This window comes from Akkermansia sp. KLE1798, from assembly GCF_001580195.1.
Classification (GTDB): Bacteria; Verrucomicrobiota; Verrucomicrobiia; order Verrucomicrobiales; family Akkermansiaceae; genus Akkermansia; species Akkermansia biwaensis.
The window spans coordinates 179210-196618 of sequence record NZ_KQ971094.1 but is presented as its reverse complement, the minus strand read 5'-3'; the positions used below and the strand labels follow the sequence as shown (position 1 = coordinate 196618).

Below are 17409 nucleotides of genomic sequence, written 5' to 3'. Positions count from 1 at the left end.
TCCACCCAGTCCACCCAGTCCACCCTGTCCACCCAGTCCACCCTGTCCATTAAGTCCATTAAATTCATTCCCCCTCCCTATCCACAAAAAAGCCCGCGGCTCCGGAGAGCCACGGGCTGACTTTTAACCCTTAACAAAGACTTACGCCTGTTCCAGAGCTGCCTGGGCGGCGGCCAGACGGGCGGTCGGGACGCGGTAGGGAGAGCAGCTCACGTAGGTAAGGCCGAGCGTGTTGCAGAACTTGACGGAGGCGGGGTCGCCGCCGTGTTCGCCGCAGATGCCCAGCTTGATGTCCGGGCGGGTGGAGCGGCCAAGTTCCACGGCAATCTTCATGAGCTTGCCGACGCCTTCCTGGTCGATGGAAGCAAAGACGTTTTTCTTGATGATTTCCAGTTCCTGGTACTGCGGCAGGAAGGAGCCGGAGTCGTCGCGGCTCATGCCCAGGCCCGTCTGGGTCAGGTCATTGGTACCGAAGGAGAAGAACTGGGCGGTTTCCGCGATTTCGTCGGCCGTGACGGCGGCGCGCGGGATTTCGATCATAGTGCCCACGAGGTAGTCCACCTTGGCGCCCTTTTCCTCGAACACCTGCTGGGCCACCTTGTCGATGATGGCTTTCTGGATGTCCAGTTCCTTCTTGAAGGCCACCAGGGGAACCATGATTTCAGGCACCACGGCAAAGCCTTCTTCCTGGGAGACTTCCACAGCGGCTTCAAAGATGGCGCGGGCCTGCATTTCCGTGATTTCCGGATAGGCGATGCCGAGGCGGCAGCCGCGGTGGCCGAGCATCGGGTTGAACTCGTGGAGTTCAGCCACGCGGCGCATGATGACTTCCACGGGCATGCCGATCTTCTGGGCCAGGTCAAGCTGCTGTTCCTTCGTCTGGGGCAGGAATTCGTGCAGGGGCGGATCCAGCAGGCGGATGGTGCCCGGCAGGCCCTTGAGCGCCTTGAAGATGCCTTTGAAGTCGCCCTTCTGGTAGGGAAGAAGCTTGGAAACGGCCGCCACGCGGTCGCTCTTCTTGGTGGAGAGGATCATTTCACGAACGAAGTCGATGCGGTCCCCTTCAAAGAACATGTGCTCCGTGCGGCAGAGGCCGATGCCCGTGGCGCCGAAGGCGAGGGCGGCTTCCGTCTGCTTGGGAGAGTCCGCGTTGGTGCGCACCTTCATCTTCGTGCAGTCATCGCACCACAGCATGAGCTTGGCGAAGTTCTGGTAGGTACGGCTGTCTTCCGGCTTCATGGTCTTGGAGATCAGAACCTGGATGATTTCAGAGGGGGAGGTTTCCACCTTGCCGGCGTACACCAGGCCGCTTGTTCCGTCGATGGACATGTAGTCGCCTTCGTTGAAGGTCATGCCGCCAACGGTGACGGTGCGGTTGTTGTAGTCCACGATGACTTCGTCGGCGCCGCAGACGCAGACCTTGCCCATCTGGCGGGCGACGAGGGCCGCGTGGGAGGAGACGCCGCCGCGGGCGGTCAGAATGCCTTCCGCGGCGATCATGCCGCGCAGGTCTTCCGGAGAGGTTTCCAGACGGACCAGGAGAACTTTTTCACCGTTGTCCGCAGCTTCCACGCAGCGTTCCGCATTCAGGTAGATGCGGCCGGTGGCGGCGCCGGGGCCGGCGGGAAGGCCGCGGGTGAGCATCTTGGCCTGCTTGATGGCCTCGCGGTCGAAGATTGGGGTCAGGAGCTGGTCCACCTGGTCCGCGGGAATGCGGCGCACGGCGGTTTTCCAGTCGATCAGGCCCTGCTCCACCATTTCACAGGCGATGCGGAAGGCGGCCACGCCGGTGCGCTTGCCGTTGCGGGTCTGGAGCATGTACACGGTGCGGTCCTGAATGGTGAATTCAAAGTCCTGCATGTCGTGGAAGTGGTTTTCCAGCACTTCGCGGATGCGCATGAGTTCATTGAACGCGGCGGGCATTACGTCATGAAGGGCTGCCACGGGAGCGGGCGTGCGGACGCCGGCCACCACGTCTTCACCCTGGGCGTTCATCAGGAATTCGCCGTAGAATTCGTTTTCGCCGGAAGCGGGGTTGCGGGTGAACGCCACGCCGGAACCGGATTCTTCACCCGTGTTGCCGAATACCATGGCCTGCACGTTGACGGCGGTGCCCCATTCGGAGGGAATGCCGTATTTCTGGCGGTAAACGATGGCGCGGTCATTGTTCCAGGAACCGAACACGGCGCCGATGGCGCCCTGGAGCTGTTCCCACGGGCATTCCGGGAATTCATGGCCGGTGCGTTCCAGCACCAGCTTCTTGAAGCGGGAGACAAGTTCCTTCAGGTCGTCAGCGGAAAGCTTGGTGTCTTCCACGTCGGCGCTGCCGTAGCGTTCTTCCTTGATGGCGGCAATGGCGGCTTCAAAGGGTTCGTGGTCTTCGTCCGGGTTCTTCTGCACGCCCAGCACCACGTCGCCGTACATCTGCACGAAGCGGCGGTAGCAGTCCCACGCAAAGCGGGGGTTGCCGGTGGCCTTCACCATGGCTTCCACGGATTTTTCATTCAGGCCGAGGTTCAGAATCGTGTCCATCATGCCGGGCATGGATTCCCGGGCGCCGGAACGCACGGCCACCAGCAGGGGCATGGCTTCCGTGTCGCCGAATTTGCGGCCCAGGATTTGTTCCATCTTGGCAACGCCTTCCTTGATCTGGGCGTCAAGCTGGGAGGGATAGGTGCAGCCGTGGTCGTAGTAATAGGTGCAAACTTCCGTGGTGATCGTGAATCCGGGAGGAACAGGCAGGCCGATGCGGGCCATTTCCGCAAGGTTGGCGCCCTTGCCGCCCAAAAGATTTTTCATGCTGCCATTGCCGTCAGCGGACCCTCCGCCGAAGGAATAGACGAATTTGTCAGTGGATGCGCTGCACGCGCAGGAATTGGTGGACATATCGATTGTTGTAGTCGAATTAATGATTCTGCCCCAAAGCCGGCCGCATGAGTCAACAAGAGACCCAAAAGCAAGTTGGGGTCGAGTAAAGATGCCCGGCGCATCCGCCTTTGTCAACTCGAAATTGTAAGGAAAACAAAAATGTTTTTGATGATTTTTGGGAGAAAATATTTTCCCCGTTTTTTCCGCATGTCCGCGCCCTCGCTGATTTACCTCAAAGCGTTTCCCGGAAATAACACCCGGCTCACCGCCAGGGACGGCCTGCCGGGAATTCCGCATGGATGATGTCCCCTGCCCGGTAACATAACGGAACGGCCGTGCCCGGCTTTCCACCGTCCGCGTACGGGAGGCGGCCACGGTGTTCCTCCCCCTCCTACAAGGGCTTGTTCCCGGCCAATAAAAAGCGAACGCCTATCGACAAGACAGGCGTTCGCTGAAAAAATAGGCTTTACCGGTTTTTACGCCTTGCAGAAGGTGTCTTCATCCGCACAGTCCGCTTCCGTCCATGTGACGGAGGAGTCGCCGGAGGCGATGTGGACCAGGCAGTGGTACACGGCCTCCGGGTCGGCATCCAGCCGGGCGGCCACCTGGGCGGCCGTTTCCGGAGCGGAGCCGATGGCTTTCCGGACTTTCCCCAGCAGGGCCAGGAAGGTTCCGGCGGCTTTTTTGCCGGCTTCCACGCCGGGCTGGTGGTAGGCGTTGATGTTCACCAGGGACGCATAGAAGGAAACGGCGCGCTCAAAGAGGGCAATTAGCATGCCGAGCGTTTTGGCGTTCACTTCCGGAATGGAAATGGTGATGGAGGAACGTCCGGATTCCGCAAGAGCCTGGCGCGTGCCGCGCAGGAAGCCCTGGAGGAAGTCCCCGCAGGTGGCGCCCGCTTCCACTTCCACCGCGTCCGCGGAGCATTCCCGCACTTCAATGAAGGTGGCGAAGAAGTTGTTTACGCCGTCGCGGAGCTGCTGCACATACGCGTGCTGGTCCGTGGAGCCCTTGTTGCCGTACACGGAAATGCCCTGGAAGACTTCATTGCCGTCCAGGTCCAGCCTTTTGCCGAGGGATTCCATGATGAGCTGCTGAAGGTATTTGGAGAAAAGCACCAGGGCGTCCTTGTAGGGGAGGACCACCATGTCCTTTTCCCCTTTGCCGCCGGTGGCCTTGTACCAGGCCAGGGCCAGCTTCATGGAGGCGTTGCACTTCACGCATTCCCGGCGGGTCTTTTCATCCATCAGGCGCGCTCCTTCCAGCAGGGCGTCCACGTCCACGCCCTGCAGAACGGCGGGAACAAGGCCCACTACGGACATGACGGACGTGCGGCCGCCCACCCAGTCTTCCATCGGGAAGCGCTTGAGCCAGCCTTCCGCTTCCGCCGTCTTGTCCAGTTTGGAGCCTACGCCCGTAACGGCTACGGCCTGGGCGGCGAAGTCCAGCCCGTGCTTGTTGAAAAAGTCTTGGGCCACCATCATGCCGTTGCGTGTTTCCGGCGTTCCGCCGGACTTGGAGATGACCACCACCAGCGTTTCTTCCAGAGGCAGGGATTCCAGCACGCGGTACATGCCGTCCGGGTCCGTATTATCCAGGAAGAACATGTCCAGCCCGGCGGCGGGAATGGCGTCGGCCACCAGTTCCGGACCTAGGGCGGAACCACCGATGCCGATGACGAGGGCCGCGGAGTACTGTTCCGCGCGGGGAGGGGCGATCCTGCCGTCCAGAACGTCCCGGCCGAAGTCCTTGACGTCCGCCAAAGGGCCGTCAATGGCGGCTTTCAGTTCAGGAGTGGGGGCCAGGGCGGAATTGCGCAGCCAGTAATGGCCCACCATGCGGCCTTCGTCCGGGTTGGCGACGGCGCCGGATTCCAGTGCCTTCATGTCGGCGAAAGCCTTGTCGATCCTGCCCTGCATGGAGGACAGGAAAGCGTCGTCCAGCGGCAGTTTGGAAAAATCAAGGGAGATACCCATTTCCGGGTAGCGAACGAGTTGTTGTGCGTATAGGCTCATGATAGTAATAGAGTGAGAAAGAATTATTTAAGTTTTTTAAGCACGCTTTTCGCCTGCACGTCATCCTGGTCCGCCGCCTTCTGGAACCATTCCCTGGCCTTGGCCGCGTCCTGCTGCACGCCGAAACCCTTCTGGTACATGATGCCCATGTTGTACTGTTCGGAGGCATAGCCTTCTTCGGCAGCCCTCTTGCGGCGGTTGAGCTGTTCCTTCGCCTCCGCGGGGGACAGGCCCACGGCCCGCGCCGCGTCCGGCCAGGTGTCGCCGTATTTCATGGCGGACGGGGCATAGGCGGCGGCGGCGGCCTTGCGGTTCAGTTCATCGGCCTTTTTCTTGTCCCGCTTCACGCCGTATTTGCCCAGGTCATAGAGAAACGCCATGCCCCAGTAACCGCGGGGACTGCCCAGTTCCGCCGCCTGCTGGAAGCATTCAAAGGCGTCCTCATATTTTTTGGTTCCCATGGAACGGACGGCATCCGCAATATGAAGTTCCGCCTCTTTCAGATCCGGGAATTCCGGAATGGCGGCCCATTCCCTCTTCAACTCCTCCCGGTCCCTCTTGGATTTGGGGGGCATGCCCGCCGGACCGGAAAGGCGGAATACGGGGAAATACCCCTCCATGGCCCCCATGTTCCCCAGGCCGGACATCAAAAACACGCTGGGAGCCACCCTCCACATGTGCATGTACAGGATGCGCCCTTCCTGCAGGGAATCCTTCGGCAGCCATTCCGGCATGTTGGAAGGTTCGCCGTATTTTTCCGTCAGGCCCACCAGCAGGGCCTTGTAGGCGGATTTGAGCCTGGTTTCATATTCGGCCCCCTTGAATTTGCTGCGGGAGTAGAAAACGACGCCGCGCAGGCCGCCGGAAGGGTCGTAGTCAAAATTCAGGGAAAAGGTCTGGCCGCCCACGGGCTGCCTGGTCTTGAACACGCCGTTCAGCCCGGTGCGCCCCAGCAGGGCGTCCGTAGGCGGCCCTTCAATCCGCTTGCTCTGCCTCAGCGCTTTCAGCACCTGGTCCTTGTCCATTCCCGTCTCCAGATTCTCATAAAGGGCGGCAAAGAGATGCGGGCACGCGAACGCAAGAATACTGATGACACAGGCTAGTTTTTTCATACAAGAAGCAATGGGCGGTTTCCTATCAAAGGGGCATGGTTTTCAAAAGAATAAAGTGCGTCAGCGCAGGTGAGGAAAATTTTTCATAAAATATTCACTTCCAGTCCACCCACAGCCTTTTCAGATAATCCTCCGCCGTAAAGTCCGCAGGCATGGGATCATGGGTGAGACGGGCTCCGGGAGCTGCGGCCTCCACCATCCGGCGGAAGTCGGCATGGCTCAGCTTGCGGCAATTGCTGGTGCACAGCATCCAGCCGCCACGCTCCAGGCATTTGCGCGCCAGGGAGACGAGTTCCCCGTAATGGGATTCCACCCGGAACACCCTGCCCCTGTCGTCCCGGGAAAAAGTGGGGGGGTCCAGAATGATGCCGTGGAAGGTGCGGCCCTGTCTGGCGAACCGTTCCAGCCAGTGAAGCACGTCCCCCTTGCAGAAGTACTGGCCGGCGGGGTCCATCCCGTTCAGCCTGAAATTTTCCCTGGCCCATTCCAGGCACGGCTGGGCCAGGTCCAGCGTGGTCGTCTGCGCGCCGCCCAGGGCGGCATAAACGGAAAAGGCCCCCGTGTAGGCAAAGGTGTTCAGCACTTTCATGCCCGGCCTGCTCCGCTCCCGTACCTGGCGGCGGTGGTCGCGCTGGTCCAGAAAGATTCCCTGGGAATAACCGGCGGACATGTCCAGCCTGAACAGCACGCCCTGCTCCTCCGCCTCAAATTGCAGGGGAAGGACAGGCCCTGCAATCTGAATGGGCGCCTCCTTCTGGTTCTGTTCCAGACGCTTGTGAAATACGGGGACGCCAAGTTCAGCGAGTTCCCTCCCCAGATTCACGGGAATGGCACAGTCACGCGTGGAGACCAGAATGCGGTCTCCCAGCCGATCCACGAACACGTCCGGACAGCCGTCCCCTTCCCCGTCAATCACGCGGAAAATATCGGTGCGCGGAGGAATCAGTCCCTTCTTGTATTCCAGGCAATGGCGGTACGTGCGGCTCACGGCACGGAGAGACTACGGAATTTGACCACCGGGGGCAATGGCAAAAGCAGGGAAAACGGATTCTGGAACAATCTTCTTCCTCCGGCAGGGAAAACCACGTTCCCCACACCATCCACCTCTCCGGATTATTCCGGGGCGTACCGCCTGCCGGACGGAATACCTTCCATCCTTCTCCAGGCAGGCCATGACGCTTTTACACTGAAAAAAATCTTTCTCTTTATCCTGACAAAAGCCGCTGAAAGAGAGATATTTTCTTGAAGTTCCCACAAATTTGTGAGACACAGGGGGAAGATATCATCCCCTCCTTTCCCGGCATGAAAAAAATATTCCCTGCATCCTTTTTTCTGATTCCCTTCCTCTTTTCTCCCGTCCCGGCGGCAGACGGCGTTTCCCCCGAAAACAAGGAGATAAAAATATGGAAGATTTACTGCGGAGACAGAACTTTTTCCTTCAAGCCTCCGGTGGAAGGAAAAATTCTCACGGCTCTGGAAGTGGAGGAATGGGAGACCATCTTCGTCGGCGTCCAGACAAGCCCTGTCCGTTTTGAGATTCTGGCCGTTTCCACCAGGGATGAAAAAGTCTCACTGATAGATCTGGATACCCATTATTATGCGGACGGCCATATTTTCCCTCTTGAACCCGGCGCTACCCTCACCCTGGCGCCCCTGAATATGGAAACCACGCCCAACGGCAGATCCTTGTGCTCCTATCCCGTCATCAGCCATCCCCGCCATGAAGGCGATCCGGCGCATGATTCGAAAACATCCCTGAGCATCCAGCGTTTGGAGGACGGCTCCTTTGAAGCCCGTTCCAACCGGTGAACGGCAGGCTCCTTCCGGACGCAACAAACAGCCGGAGAAGCGTTGATTTTTCAAGGAAAAGCTTCCTGCGGCAGGGAACCATCAATCCGTACGAAAAAGCCGTTCATCACACACGCTTTGTCCGGCCTTTCCTGAACAATCCCCTGCGGACATTCCTGTAAGGACACCGTTTCCTTTCTTCCTCTCCCGATACATTTGACGCCTTCCACAGCATGAGGTAGAACGGGATCATCCCCAAGTATGAGTGCGGCATGCGCCAGCACCTTTTCCAGCGCCTCGTGAAGGATATCCGGTATGGGAATATCAGGCTCTGCGCCGCCGCATCATCAGCACGGCCATGCCAAGCATCCCCAGGGACGCCGCAGACGGTTCGGGAACGACGGAAAACGCCATGGCCGCCACCCCGGCTTTCTGCCCCCCAATGCGAAAATCAAGCGTGTCCGATGTTGCCGTTCCCGTCCATTTGACCAGCGTCAGCTTGTTGTTCGCAAAGGAGGGAGACGTTGAAAATCCCGTTCCGTCCGTAGCGGCGTATTCAAAGGAACCCGTTCCTCCAGTGACGGCAGTGGCTCCGGGAGCAGCAGCCACGCTGGAAACGAACATGTAAAACGTGATGGTGTCCCCTGCCGTCAATCCGCCCAGTTGGATGGAGGATGTCGTGGAACCTCCGGCTCCGGGATTCATAAATGTGGACAGCGCTTCATAGTCGAAAGAACCCAGGGTATTGACCAGGTCCGTCATTGCAGCCTCGTTCTGGTAATAGGCGTAATAAGCGGGGTCTCCTTCTCCGGGAGTGACGGTAGTGACATTGGAGTTAAAGAAGTTCCCGCCGCTTTTAACGATTTTAAGCGTGTAGGGAGTACCGTTTCCCGAAGCATCCTGAAGCTGCAATTCAGCCGCGCTGTTGGACGTATACTGATTCATGCCGGGCCTTCCCGCGCCGTCCCTGTACACATCCACCAGGACGGAAGCCGCCTGTGCAAGGGAAAAAGACCCTCCGGCCATAAGTAAAAATAATGTTTTCTTCATGGTTTCCAGCTTTTGTGAACGATGAAAACCAATGTAGGAATTTTGAATCCGAAACACGTCACAAGTGCTAGGTTTTTCTGAACCTTATGAAAAAGACACCCCTATAGCCGGGAAGAAAAATCACGCTCCGCACCCCTTGTTTATTTTTATAACTTTTTCTTTTTCATCTTTTCTTATTGACACCGGATTCAAAATCCGCGTTAAATCAAAAAAGAGGCCGGATCATTTGATCCGGCCTCTGGTTTTCAATTTGTTCCGCGAATAGCACCTACCTTAGTCGGCGTACTGTTCGTTGAGGGCTTCCATGATTTCCTTGGAGGCTTCCGGAATGTTCGTACCGGGGCCGAAGATAGCCACAGCTCCGTGTTCCCTGAGGAAGTCGTAGTCCTGGGCGGGAATGACGCCGCCGCAGAAGACCATGATGTCCGGACGCCCCTGTTTCTGGAGTTCTTCCACCAGGGCGGGCAGAAGCACCTTGTGACCCGCGGCCAGGGAGCTCATGCCGATCATGTGCACGTCGTTTTCAATCGCCATCTTGGCGGTTTCCTCCGGCGTCTGGAAGAGCGGGCCTACGTCCACGTCGAAGCCGAGGTCGGCATAGGCGGAAGAGACCACCTTGGCGCCGCGGTCGTGGCCGTCCTGGCCCATTTTGGCGACGAGGATGCGGGGACGGCGCCCCGTGCGTTCAGCGAAGTCGTCCGTCATCTTGCGGACTTCCTCCACCAGCGGATCTTGACCATAGGATTGTGCGTACACGCCGGTAATGAGTTTGATTGGAGCTTTGTGCCGCCCGAAGTGCTTTTCCAGGGCGGAGGAGATTTCACCCAGGGAGGCGCGGGCCTTGGCCGCCTTGATGGCGAGGTCAAGGAGGTTGCCTTCTCCCGTGCGGGCGCATTCGGACAGGGCTTCCAGCGCGGCTTCGCACGCGGCGGAGTCGCGTTCCGCACGCAGTTTCTGCAGGCGAGCGATCTGGGCGTCCCGGACGGTGGTGTTGTCCACTTCCAGAATGTCGATTTTTTCTTCCTGCTCCAGACGGTACTTGTTGACGCCGATGATGGGCTCCTTTCCGGAGTCAATGGCCGCCTGGCGGCGGGCAGCGGCTTCTTCAATGCGCATCTTGGGCAGTCCGGTTTCAATGGCCTTGGCCATGCCGCCGAGTTTTTCCACTTCCTGAAGGTGGGCCCAGCCCTTGCGGATGAGCTCGTTGGTGAGGTATTCCACGTAGTAGGAACCGCCCCACGGGTCGATGACCTTGCAGATGGTGGTTTCATCCTGCAGGTGGAGCTGGGTGTTGCGGGCGATGCGGGCGGAGAAGTCCGTCGGCAGGGCGATCGCTTCGTCCAGAGAGTTGGTGTGCAGGGACTGCGTGTGGCCGCAGGCGGCGGCCAGGGCTTCAATGCAGGTGCGGGTCACGTTGTTGAACGGGTCCTGCTCCGTGAGGGACCAGCCGGAAGTCTGGGAGTGCGTGCGCAGGGCCAGGGACTTCGGGTTCTTGGGGTTGAACTGCTTGATGAGCTTGGCCCACAGCACGCGGGCGGCGCGCATCTTGGCCACTTCCATGAAGTAGTTCTTGCCCTGGGCCCAGAAGAAGGAGAGGCGCGGGGCGAAGGCGTCGATGTCAATGCCGGCCTTGATCCCGGTGCGCACGTATTCCAGGCCGTCCGCAAGCGTGTAGGCCATTTCCAGGTCCGCCGTGGCGCCGGCTTCCTGCATGTGGTAGCCGGAGATGGAAATGGAGTTGAACTTGGGCATGTACTTGGAGGTGAACTCAAAGATGTCCGCAATGATCCGCATGGACGGGTCCGGCGGATAGATGTACGTGTTGCGCACCATGTATTCCTTCAGGATGTCGTTCTGGATCGTCCCGGAGAGCTGGTCCAGCGTGCAGCCCTGTTCCTGGGCGGCCACGATGTAGAAGGCAAGCACGGGCAGCACGGCGCCGTTCATGGTCATGGAGACGGACATTTTGTCCAGCGGGATGCCCTTGAAGAGGATTTCCATGTCCAGGATGGAATCCACGGCCACGCCGGCCTTGCCCACGTCGCCCACCACGCGGGGGTGGTCGGAGTCATAGCCGCGGTGCGTCGCCAGGTCGAAGGCGATGGAAAGCCCCTTCTGCCCGGCCGCCAGGTTGCGGCGGTAGAAGGCGTTGGATTCCTCCGCCGTGGAGAAACCGGCGTACTGGCGCACCGTCCAGGGACGCGCCACATACATGGTGGCGTAAGGTCCGCGCAGGTTCGGGGCCACACCGGCGGTAAAGTCCAGGTGCAGGCAGTCGTCGTACACGCTCTCGGAATAGGTGGGCGGCACGGGAATTTGTTCATTGGTCACCCAGGTTTCCGTCCGGGGGGCCGGGGACTGGCCGCCAGCCTTGACTTCTGGATAGGCGGCGGTTGCAAAGTCGGGAATATTGCTCATATGATGAAATTTGGTAAATGGTTTAGAGGCCGATCTTGTTCTGAATGGCTTCAATGGTGTTGTAGCAGTTGGCCCTGACGTGGATGAAGATGTCCACGCCGGCTTCCTTGAACGCTTCCACATGGTCCGCCGGATAACCGGCGAGGGCCACCATCATGTCCGGCTTGATTTCCCTGAGCGCCTTGCAGAAGGCGGGAACGATTTCCGGATAGGTGTCGTCCGTGGAGCAGATCACGCACACGGCGCAGCCGCTTTCCGCGGCGGCCCTGGCCGCCTCTTCCGGAGTCGGGAAGCCGGACGGGTAAACCACGTCCAGACCGCCTGCGCGCAGGAAGTCGCGGGAGAAGTCCGCACGGGCCTTGTGCTGGCGCAACGGCCCCATGTTGGCGAAGAAGACCATCGGGCGGGTTCCCTTTTCCTCCACCCAGGCGTCGGCCTTGGCGAGCAGGGATTCAAAGCGTTCCGCCAGGCGGCGCTTCGGCAGGGCTTCAATTTCCAGTGGTCCGCCGCACTTGCAGTCCGCGCCGGCCGTGAGGGCCTTGTTGATGAGGCAGGTGGAGAAGCCTTCCTCCGCGGCCTTGCAGACGGAATCCACGCACATTTTCACGTCGGGCAGTTCCACGTCCGCATTCTTGCAGCAGCCGTGGCCCTTGGAGGCGGAACAGGCGGAGCCTTCCAGCACTTCCAGCTTCTTTTCCACCAGGTTGACGTACTGGTTGACGCCCACGATGGACTGGCGGCGCTGGTCGGCCATTTCATACCGCTTGGCGGCCGTGGCGTTCACGCTCTTCTGGATGGAGCCGGACTGAAGGGCCTTGATGATGCCGCCTTCCTTTTCAATTCCCTGGAAGACGTCCCAGATTTTCCGGGAGACTTCGTCCGTCAGGTTTTCAATGTACCAGGAACCGCCGGCGGGGTCCACCACCTTGTCCAGGTTGCATTCGCCCAGCAGGATGAGCGGGCAGTTGCGGGCGATGCGGCGGGAGAATTCGTCCGGTATGCGCACGGCCGCGTCGAAGGGCAGCACGTCGATGCTGTCCACGCCGCCCATAATGGCGGAGAAGGCCTGGGCGGAACCGCGCAGCAGGTTGACCCAGGGGTCCACCTTGGAGAGGGTCCAGAAGGAAGTGCGGGCATGCAGGCTGATCTTGGCGGATTCCTCACTGCCGCCGCATTCCTTGACGATGAGGGCCCAGAGTTCGCGCAGGGCGCGGATTTTGGCCACTTCCAGGAAAAGGTTGGCTCCGATGGATACGGTAAAGCGCATGTGGGCGGCCGCTTCATCCACGGAGATGCCGCGTTCTTCCATGGCGCGCAGATAGGCCACGGCGGTAGCGAGCATGGCTCCCGCTTCTTCAAAGGCGGAGGCGCCGGAGTCCGCATAGGGAAGTCCGCTGACGCCGATAGTCTGGAAGGCGGGCGCGTTGGCGATGGCCCACTTGGTCATCACGGCCATCTGGTCATAATAGGCGCAAATGCCCTTGCCGCCGCAGAGGGAACCCTTCATCACGGCCTTGCCGACCGGGTCGTAGAGAACGCCGCCCCGGAGGCCGGCGGTGTCGAATCCGGCGGATTTGTACGTGTTCAGGAACATGGAAAGCGTGCCCAGGCCACAGGAACCGGGAGTGATATAAACGGGCAGCTTGTCCAGCGGGAGGCCCTTGAGGGCGGTGTCCCAGGCCGCCTGCTTGCGCAGCTTGAGGCCGCATTTGCAGTTGAGCTGGACGTTCACGGCGGTCAGGCCGCGTTCCAGATCGTGCAGGATTTTGCTGTTGAAGTCTTCCGGAGTGGAGGCGGGAATGCTCTGGGCGATTTCGCAGGGCTTTTCCACATAGCCCAGGGCGCGGGTTCCGCGGCGGTACGGGAACTGCCCGGCAGGCATGACGGGAGAGTGCTCGTCCCACTTGTTGTAAATGGGATGCAGCGTGATTCCCTCCACGAGCTTCGTGAAAAGTTTTTTATCAAAATCAGCCCCCTTCAAGGCAGCGACGGCTGCCTCACGCCATTCGGCGTATGTGGCTGGTGCGAATTCTCCGAAGTCAATCTCCGGATCCGTTGTTTTGTTTCCCTTTTGCATGGCGAAGTCAATGGGTAAGGCCTAATATGTTGGTTTTTAATTGCGCAAACCAGGCCAGATTTAAAGCGCGGAGTTATCTTAGAAAATCAAATTATAAAGTCCAGCGTGAAAAACACAACAGGCCCAATGAAGGCGAATTTGCCCTATCACGTTCGGGAAGCTTGCAAAAACAACATAAAAAGAGTAGATACAGGGTTTAAGCATGCCGACCTCACCTACCGTCAAACTCCCTGTTCAACTAGTCAGGCAGCTCCAGGCATTCCGCCGTCGCCTCCGAACGGTCAAAATACTGGAAGCCATCTGTCTGGCCGGCCTGGCCGTCATCCTCTCCTATGTGTTCCTGTACGTTTCCGACCGCGTTTGGGAAACACCGCCCACGCTGGGATGGATTCTTTTCATCTGCGCCCTGGCGGGATTGCTGACTTTCATTCCGTGGTGGAGCTTCCGGTGGGTCTGGCAGCGCAGGACGGCCGCACAGCTGGCGCGCCTGATCGGCAAAAAGGATGCGGCTCTGGGAGACCGCCTGCTGGGGGTCATTGAACTGGATTCCGAAAAGTACGGGCACCAATACAGTTCAGCAAAGCTCAAGGAGGCGGCCATGGAACAGGTAGCCCGCGAAGTCGCCGGACAGGACCTGACGGTCAACATCCCCAGGCCGCGGCACAGGATGCTGTTCCTTCTTCTTTCCATTCTGGTTCTCTGCACGGGCGCCCTGTGCATCGTCAGCCCGGAAGCGGCGGAAAACGCCCTGCACCGCTGGCTTCAACCCTTCAATCCTCCGGAACGCTACACCTTCACGCAGCTGGACCCCTCCCCCGACACCCTGGTCATTCCCCTGGGGGAAAGCCACGTGTACGAACTCAGGCTGGCGGATTCCACCAAGTCCCGCCCGGAAACCGGCCATTACGTTTTCGGGAACAGGGTGCGCCAGCAGACGACTCTGGCGGACGGCGTTTACAAGGTACTCATTCCCCCTCTCCAGCAGGCGGACAGACTTGAATTTTCAGCGGGGGACGTCGTGCGCCGCATGCGCATCGTGCCGAAGGCGCGCCCTTCCCTGCTTTCCGCCGCGGCCACGGTGGCCTATCCGGAATACATGGGCCGCCCGGACGGACGGGAACCGATGAGGGCCGGAGTCATTTCCGCGCCGGAAGGCTCCACGCTGACACTGGAGGTTACCGCCTCCCAGCCGCTGGCTTTCGCCGCCACGCCCCAGGGAAAGCCCCTGCGCATGGACGGCAGCAAGGTGATCATTCCCTCCATTCTTCTGGGGAAGGATCCGCAGGAAATGGAGCTGACATGGACGGACCGGGACGGACTGGCCGCCGCTCAGACCGTGAAAGTGCGCCTGGAACCCGTTGAAGACAAGCAGCCCTCCGTTTACCTGAGGGGCGGAGAAAACGACCGCCACGTGCTGGAAGACACCAGCATTGAACTAGAAGTGGAGGCCGCGGACGATTTCGGCCTGCGGGAACTGGGCGTGGAATGGCAGGGAGAAAAGTCTTTTTACGAGGAAGAAAATCCGGACGGGGGAGCGGCGGATCCGGAGAAAGCCGGCAAGCCCGTCCCGGGACTGCACGGGGAAAAAGTTCTGGAAACGGGCGATCCGACCCGGACCGGATTGAAGGGAACCTTCCTGTTCCAAGCCAGGGCCCTGAAGCTGTCTCCCCAGCGCGTGGTCGTCCGCGGATTTACGCAGGATTACAAGCCCGGCGGCAAAAGGGTGTATTCGGAACCCATGGTCATCATCGTCCTTTCCAAGTCGGAACATGCGCAGATGATCCGCAATGAACTGGAACGCATCGTCAGCGAGCTGGAGGGGATGATCCGCCGCATGGACGCCATGACGGACGAGGCCAAACGCCTGAAAACCCTGGAAGAAAAGGACCTCAGGAATACGGAAGCCCAGCAGAGGCTCCATGCCCTTGCGGATGAGGAACAGGCCAACCGGAGGGAATTGAATGAATTGATCAACCGGTCCGAAACATTGTTCAAGGAAGCTTCCCGCAATACCCAGATCGACCCGTCCGGAATGAAGGAGTTCATGAAGGGAATTTCCATGCTGAAACCCGTTCCCGACAGCACCATGAAGAACGCCCAGAAAAAGTTCCGGGATTCTGCGGCGGAGAACAGCACTCCTCAGGAAAGCCGGCAGTCCCTCAGCGGCGGGGAAAGCGACCATTCCGCCGCCACGCAGGCCCTGAAAGACGCCATGAACCAGCTTTCCAAATCCGCCCAGGACATGGAAGCCAGCACTTTTGTGGCCAGGCTCATCCAGGCGGCCTACAAGGAGGATTCCATTGCCAGTTCCCTCGCCAGCCAGCTCAACACCATCGTGGGCATGACCATGGAGGAGCTGGACCCCTCCACCCGCCGGGAAATGGAAACCATCGCCACCCTCCAAAATGCCTCCACGCAGGATATCGGCTGGATTCTGGAAGACCTCAATTACTACAAGTCCCGCACGGAGGAACGCATTTACAGCGATCTGTACAATCAAATGAATGCCTTCTCCCTCCGTGAAAAGCTGGACCTGGTTCATGGAAACATCCTGAATTCCATCACGGCGCAGTCCATTGACGAATCCCGCCTGTACGCGTCCACCCTGCGCCACTGGGCCAAGCTGATAGACGATTACAAGAAGAGCCGCGGCGGAGGCGGAGGCGGCGGGGGCGGAGACCAGGAGTCCATTTCCGACGCCGACTTTGAGTTCATGCTGAAGATCATCCGCATGATCCAGCAGGAACAGGACATCCGCATGCGTACCCGCGCCGCTGAAAAGGAACACCGCAAACTCAACGCCAAAACCCCATGAATACCGCCCGCCTGCCAGTCATCTTCCTGGCCTTTTCGGCCCTTTCCCTGCCCTGTCCGGCAGCCCCGGAGGGACAGACGATCTATACCGCCAAGCACAAGGAAACGGCGGAAAAGCTGGCCGTCCAGCAGGACGAGCTCCAGGCGGACACGTCCGACCTTATTATGGGAGAAACGAATGAGGAAGTAATCGATCTCCTGAAGAAATGCCGCCACGCCATGAACGACGCCGTGGACCTCCTGGAGAATTACAACACGGGAGGTCCGACGCTCGCCGCCCAGTCAGACGTCATTGAATTGATCTACTTGGCGGCCAAGGCCAGAATGAGCATGCCGGGAGGAGGCGCAGGAGGCAAACTGCCAAAATTAGGAGAAAACGGAATGAAGCCGGGCAGCGAGGCCCTGATGAACATGCTCCGCCAGCTCCTGGGCATGGACAGCGAGTCCCAGTCCATGCAGCAGGGGGACAGCGAAGGAGAGGGGCAAGGACAAGGACAGGGCGAGGGACAGAACGGCCGGGGCAACAAACCGGGAAAAGGAGCCGACGGAAAGTCGGACATGGCTTCCTCCCAGGAAAAAGGGGTTTCCAGCCCCGACACGGCGGTGGAAAGCCGCTCCGTCCCCAAATCCACCGGGATGTCCGCAGATGACATGCCCGCCGAATTCCGCAAGGCGCTGGACGCCTACAACAGAACCCTCCAGAAGTAGTAAAAGATGAACACGCATTCCTCCGGAACATTGCTGCTATTCTTTTTCTGCGCCCTGACGGCAGGGGGAGCCGATCCGCGCACGGATATAGCCGGCATCATGCCGGTCCGCACGGAAACGGTGCCCGTGCAGGTGGAATCCATGTACCTGAAAGGCCTCAAGTTTTTACAAAACGCCCAAAAAGCAGACGGTTCCTATGAAGATAATGAAGGAAGGCAGCCGGCCATCGTAGGTTTCTGCATGATGGCGGTTCTCGCCCACGGGGACGATCCGAACACGGGGCCGTACGCCACCATGGTGCGCCGCTGCCTCAACTACATTCTCGCCAAGCAGAACAGAAGCTCCGGCTACATAGGGGATTCCATGTACAACCACGGATTCGTCACCCTGGCGCTGGCGGAGGCCTACGGCATGGTGCACGACGACCGCATAGGCCCCGCCCTTCATAAGGCCGTGGCCCTGACGCTGACCGCCCAGAAGAAGAACAAGACGGGCGGCTGGCGCTATGCGCCGGACGATACGGATGCGGACAGCACGGTGACGGGCTGCCAGATCGTCT

At 59.6% G+C, this 17409-nt stretch carries 10 protein-coding genes and 1 pseudogene; 4 read left to right on the top strand and 7 right to left on the bottom strand.

Annotated elements, in window-relative coordinates; all coding sequences use genetic code 11:
• Nucleotides 1–141 precede the first annotated feature (141 nt).
• The 4 genes from ppdK to HMPREF3039_RS11320 form a co-directional block, all read right to left on the bottom strand.
• On the bottom strand, nucleotides 142–2886 hold the full coding sequence (gene ppdK / locus HMPREF3039_RS11335) for a pyruvate, phosphate dikinase (RefSeq protein ID WP_067573178.1): 2745 nt from the start codon (nucleotides 2884–2886) through the stop codon (nucleotides 142–144).
• Between the two features lie 458 nt (nucleotides 2887–3344).
• Complete coding sequence (locus tag HMPREF3039_RS11330) at nucleotides 3345–4883, bottom strand: glucose-6-phosphate isomerase (protein WP_067573176.1); 1539 nt, start codon at nucleotides 4881–4883, stop codon at nucleotides 3345–3347.
• 23 nt (nucleotides 4884–4906) lie between these two features.
• Nucleotides 4907–5995 (bottom strand): tetratricopeptide repeat protein, encoded by a 1089-nt coding sequence (locus HMPREF3039_RS11325; RefSeq protein ID WP_067573174.1) that lies wholly within the window; start codon nucleotides 5993–5995, stop codon nucleotides 4907–4909.
• Between the two features lie 94 nt (nucleotides 5996–6089).
• Nucleotides 6090–6983: a class I SAM-dependent rRNA methyltransferase gene (locus HMPREF3039_RS11320; RefSeq protein WP_067573173.1), complete on the bottom strand. Its 894-nt coding sequence runs from the start codon at nucleotides 6981–6983 to the stop codon at nucleotides 6090–6092.
• Nucleotides 6984–7297: 314 nt separating this feature from the next.
• Between HMPREF3039_RS11320 and HMPREF3039_RS11310 the strand changes: the two genes are divergently transcribed.
• Nucleotides 7298–7804 (top strand): hypothetical protein, encoded by a 507-nt coding sequence (locus HMPREF3039_RS11310; protein WP_067573169.1) that lies wholly within the window; start codon nucleotides 7298–7300, stop codon nucleotides 7802–7804.
• 303 nt (nucleotides 7805–8107) lie between these two features.
• Here HMPREF3039_RS11310 and HMPREF3039_RS11305 read toward each other — a convergent pair whose 3' ends face one another.
• From HMPREF3039_RS11305 to HMPREF3039_RS11295, 3 genes are all read right to left on the bottom strand, one after another.
• Nucleotides 8108–8833 (bottom strand): hypothetical protein, encoded by a 726-nt coding sequence (locus HMPREF3039_RS11305; protein ID WP_147550109.1) that lies wholly within the window; start codon nucleotides 8831–8833, stop codon nucleotides 8108–8110.
• 273 nt (nucleotides 8834–9106) lie between these two features.
• Complete coding sequence (gene scpA / locus HMPREF3039_RS11300; RefSeq protein ID WP_067573165.1) at nucleotides 9107–11251, bottom strand: methylmalonyl-CoA mutase; 2145 nt, start codon at nucleotides 11249–11251, stop codon at nucleotides 9107–9109.
• Nucleotides 11252–11273: 22 nt separating this feature from the next.
• Nucleotides 11274–13328, bottom strand: a complete 2055-nt coding sequence (locus HMPREF3039_RS11295) for a methylmalonyl-CoA mutase family protein (protein WP_067573163.1) — start codon at nucleotides 13326–13328, stop codon at nucleotides 11274–11276.
• 202 nt (nucleotides 13329–13530) lie between these two features.
• Between HMPREF3039_RS11295 and HMPREF3039_RS11290 the strand changes: the two genes are divergently transcribed.
• The 3 genes and pseudogenes from HMPREF3039_RS11290 to HMPREF3039_RS11280 all read left to right on the top strand — a co-directional run.
• Nucleotides 13531–16143: an MFS transporter gene (locus HMPREF3039_RS11290; protein ID WP_067573160.1), complete on the top strand. Its 2613-nt coding sequence runs from the start codon at nucleotides 13531–13533 to the stop codon at nucleotides 16141–16143.
• Nucleotides 16140–16850 (top strand): hypothetical protein, encoded by a 711-nt coding sequence (locus HMPREF3039_RS11285; RefSeq protein ID WP_067573158.1) that lies wholly within the window; start codon nucleotides 16140–16142, stop codon nucleotides 16848–16850. Before HMPREF3039_RS11290 ends, HMPREF3039_RS11285 begins: the two co-directional genes overlap by 4 nt.
• Nucleotides 16851–16856: 6 nt before the next feature.
• Nucleotides 16857–17409, top strand: a pseudogene (locus HMPREF3039_RS11280) (squalene--hopene cyclase); the annotation flags it as partial.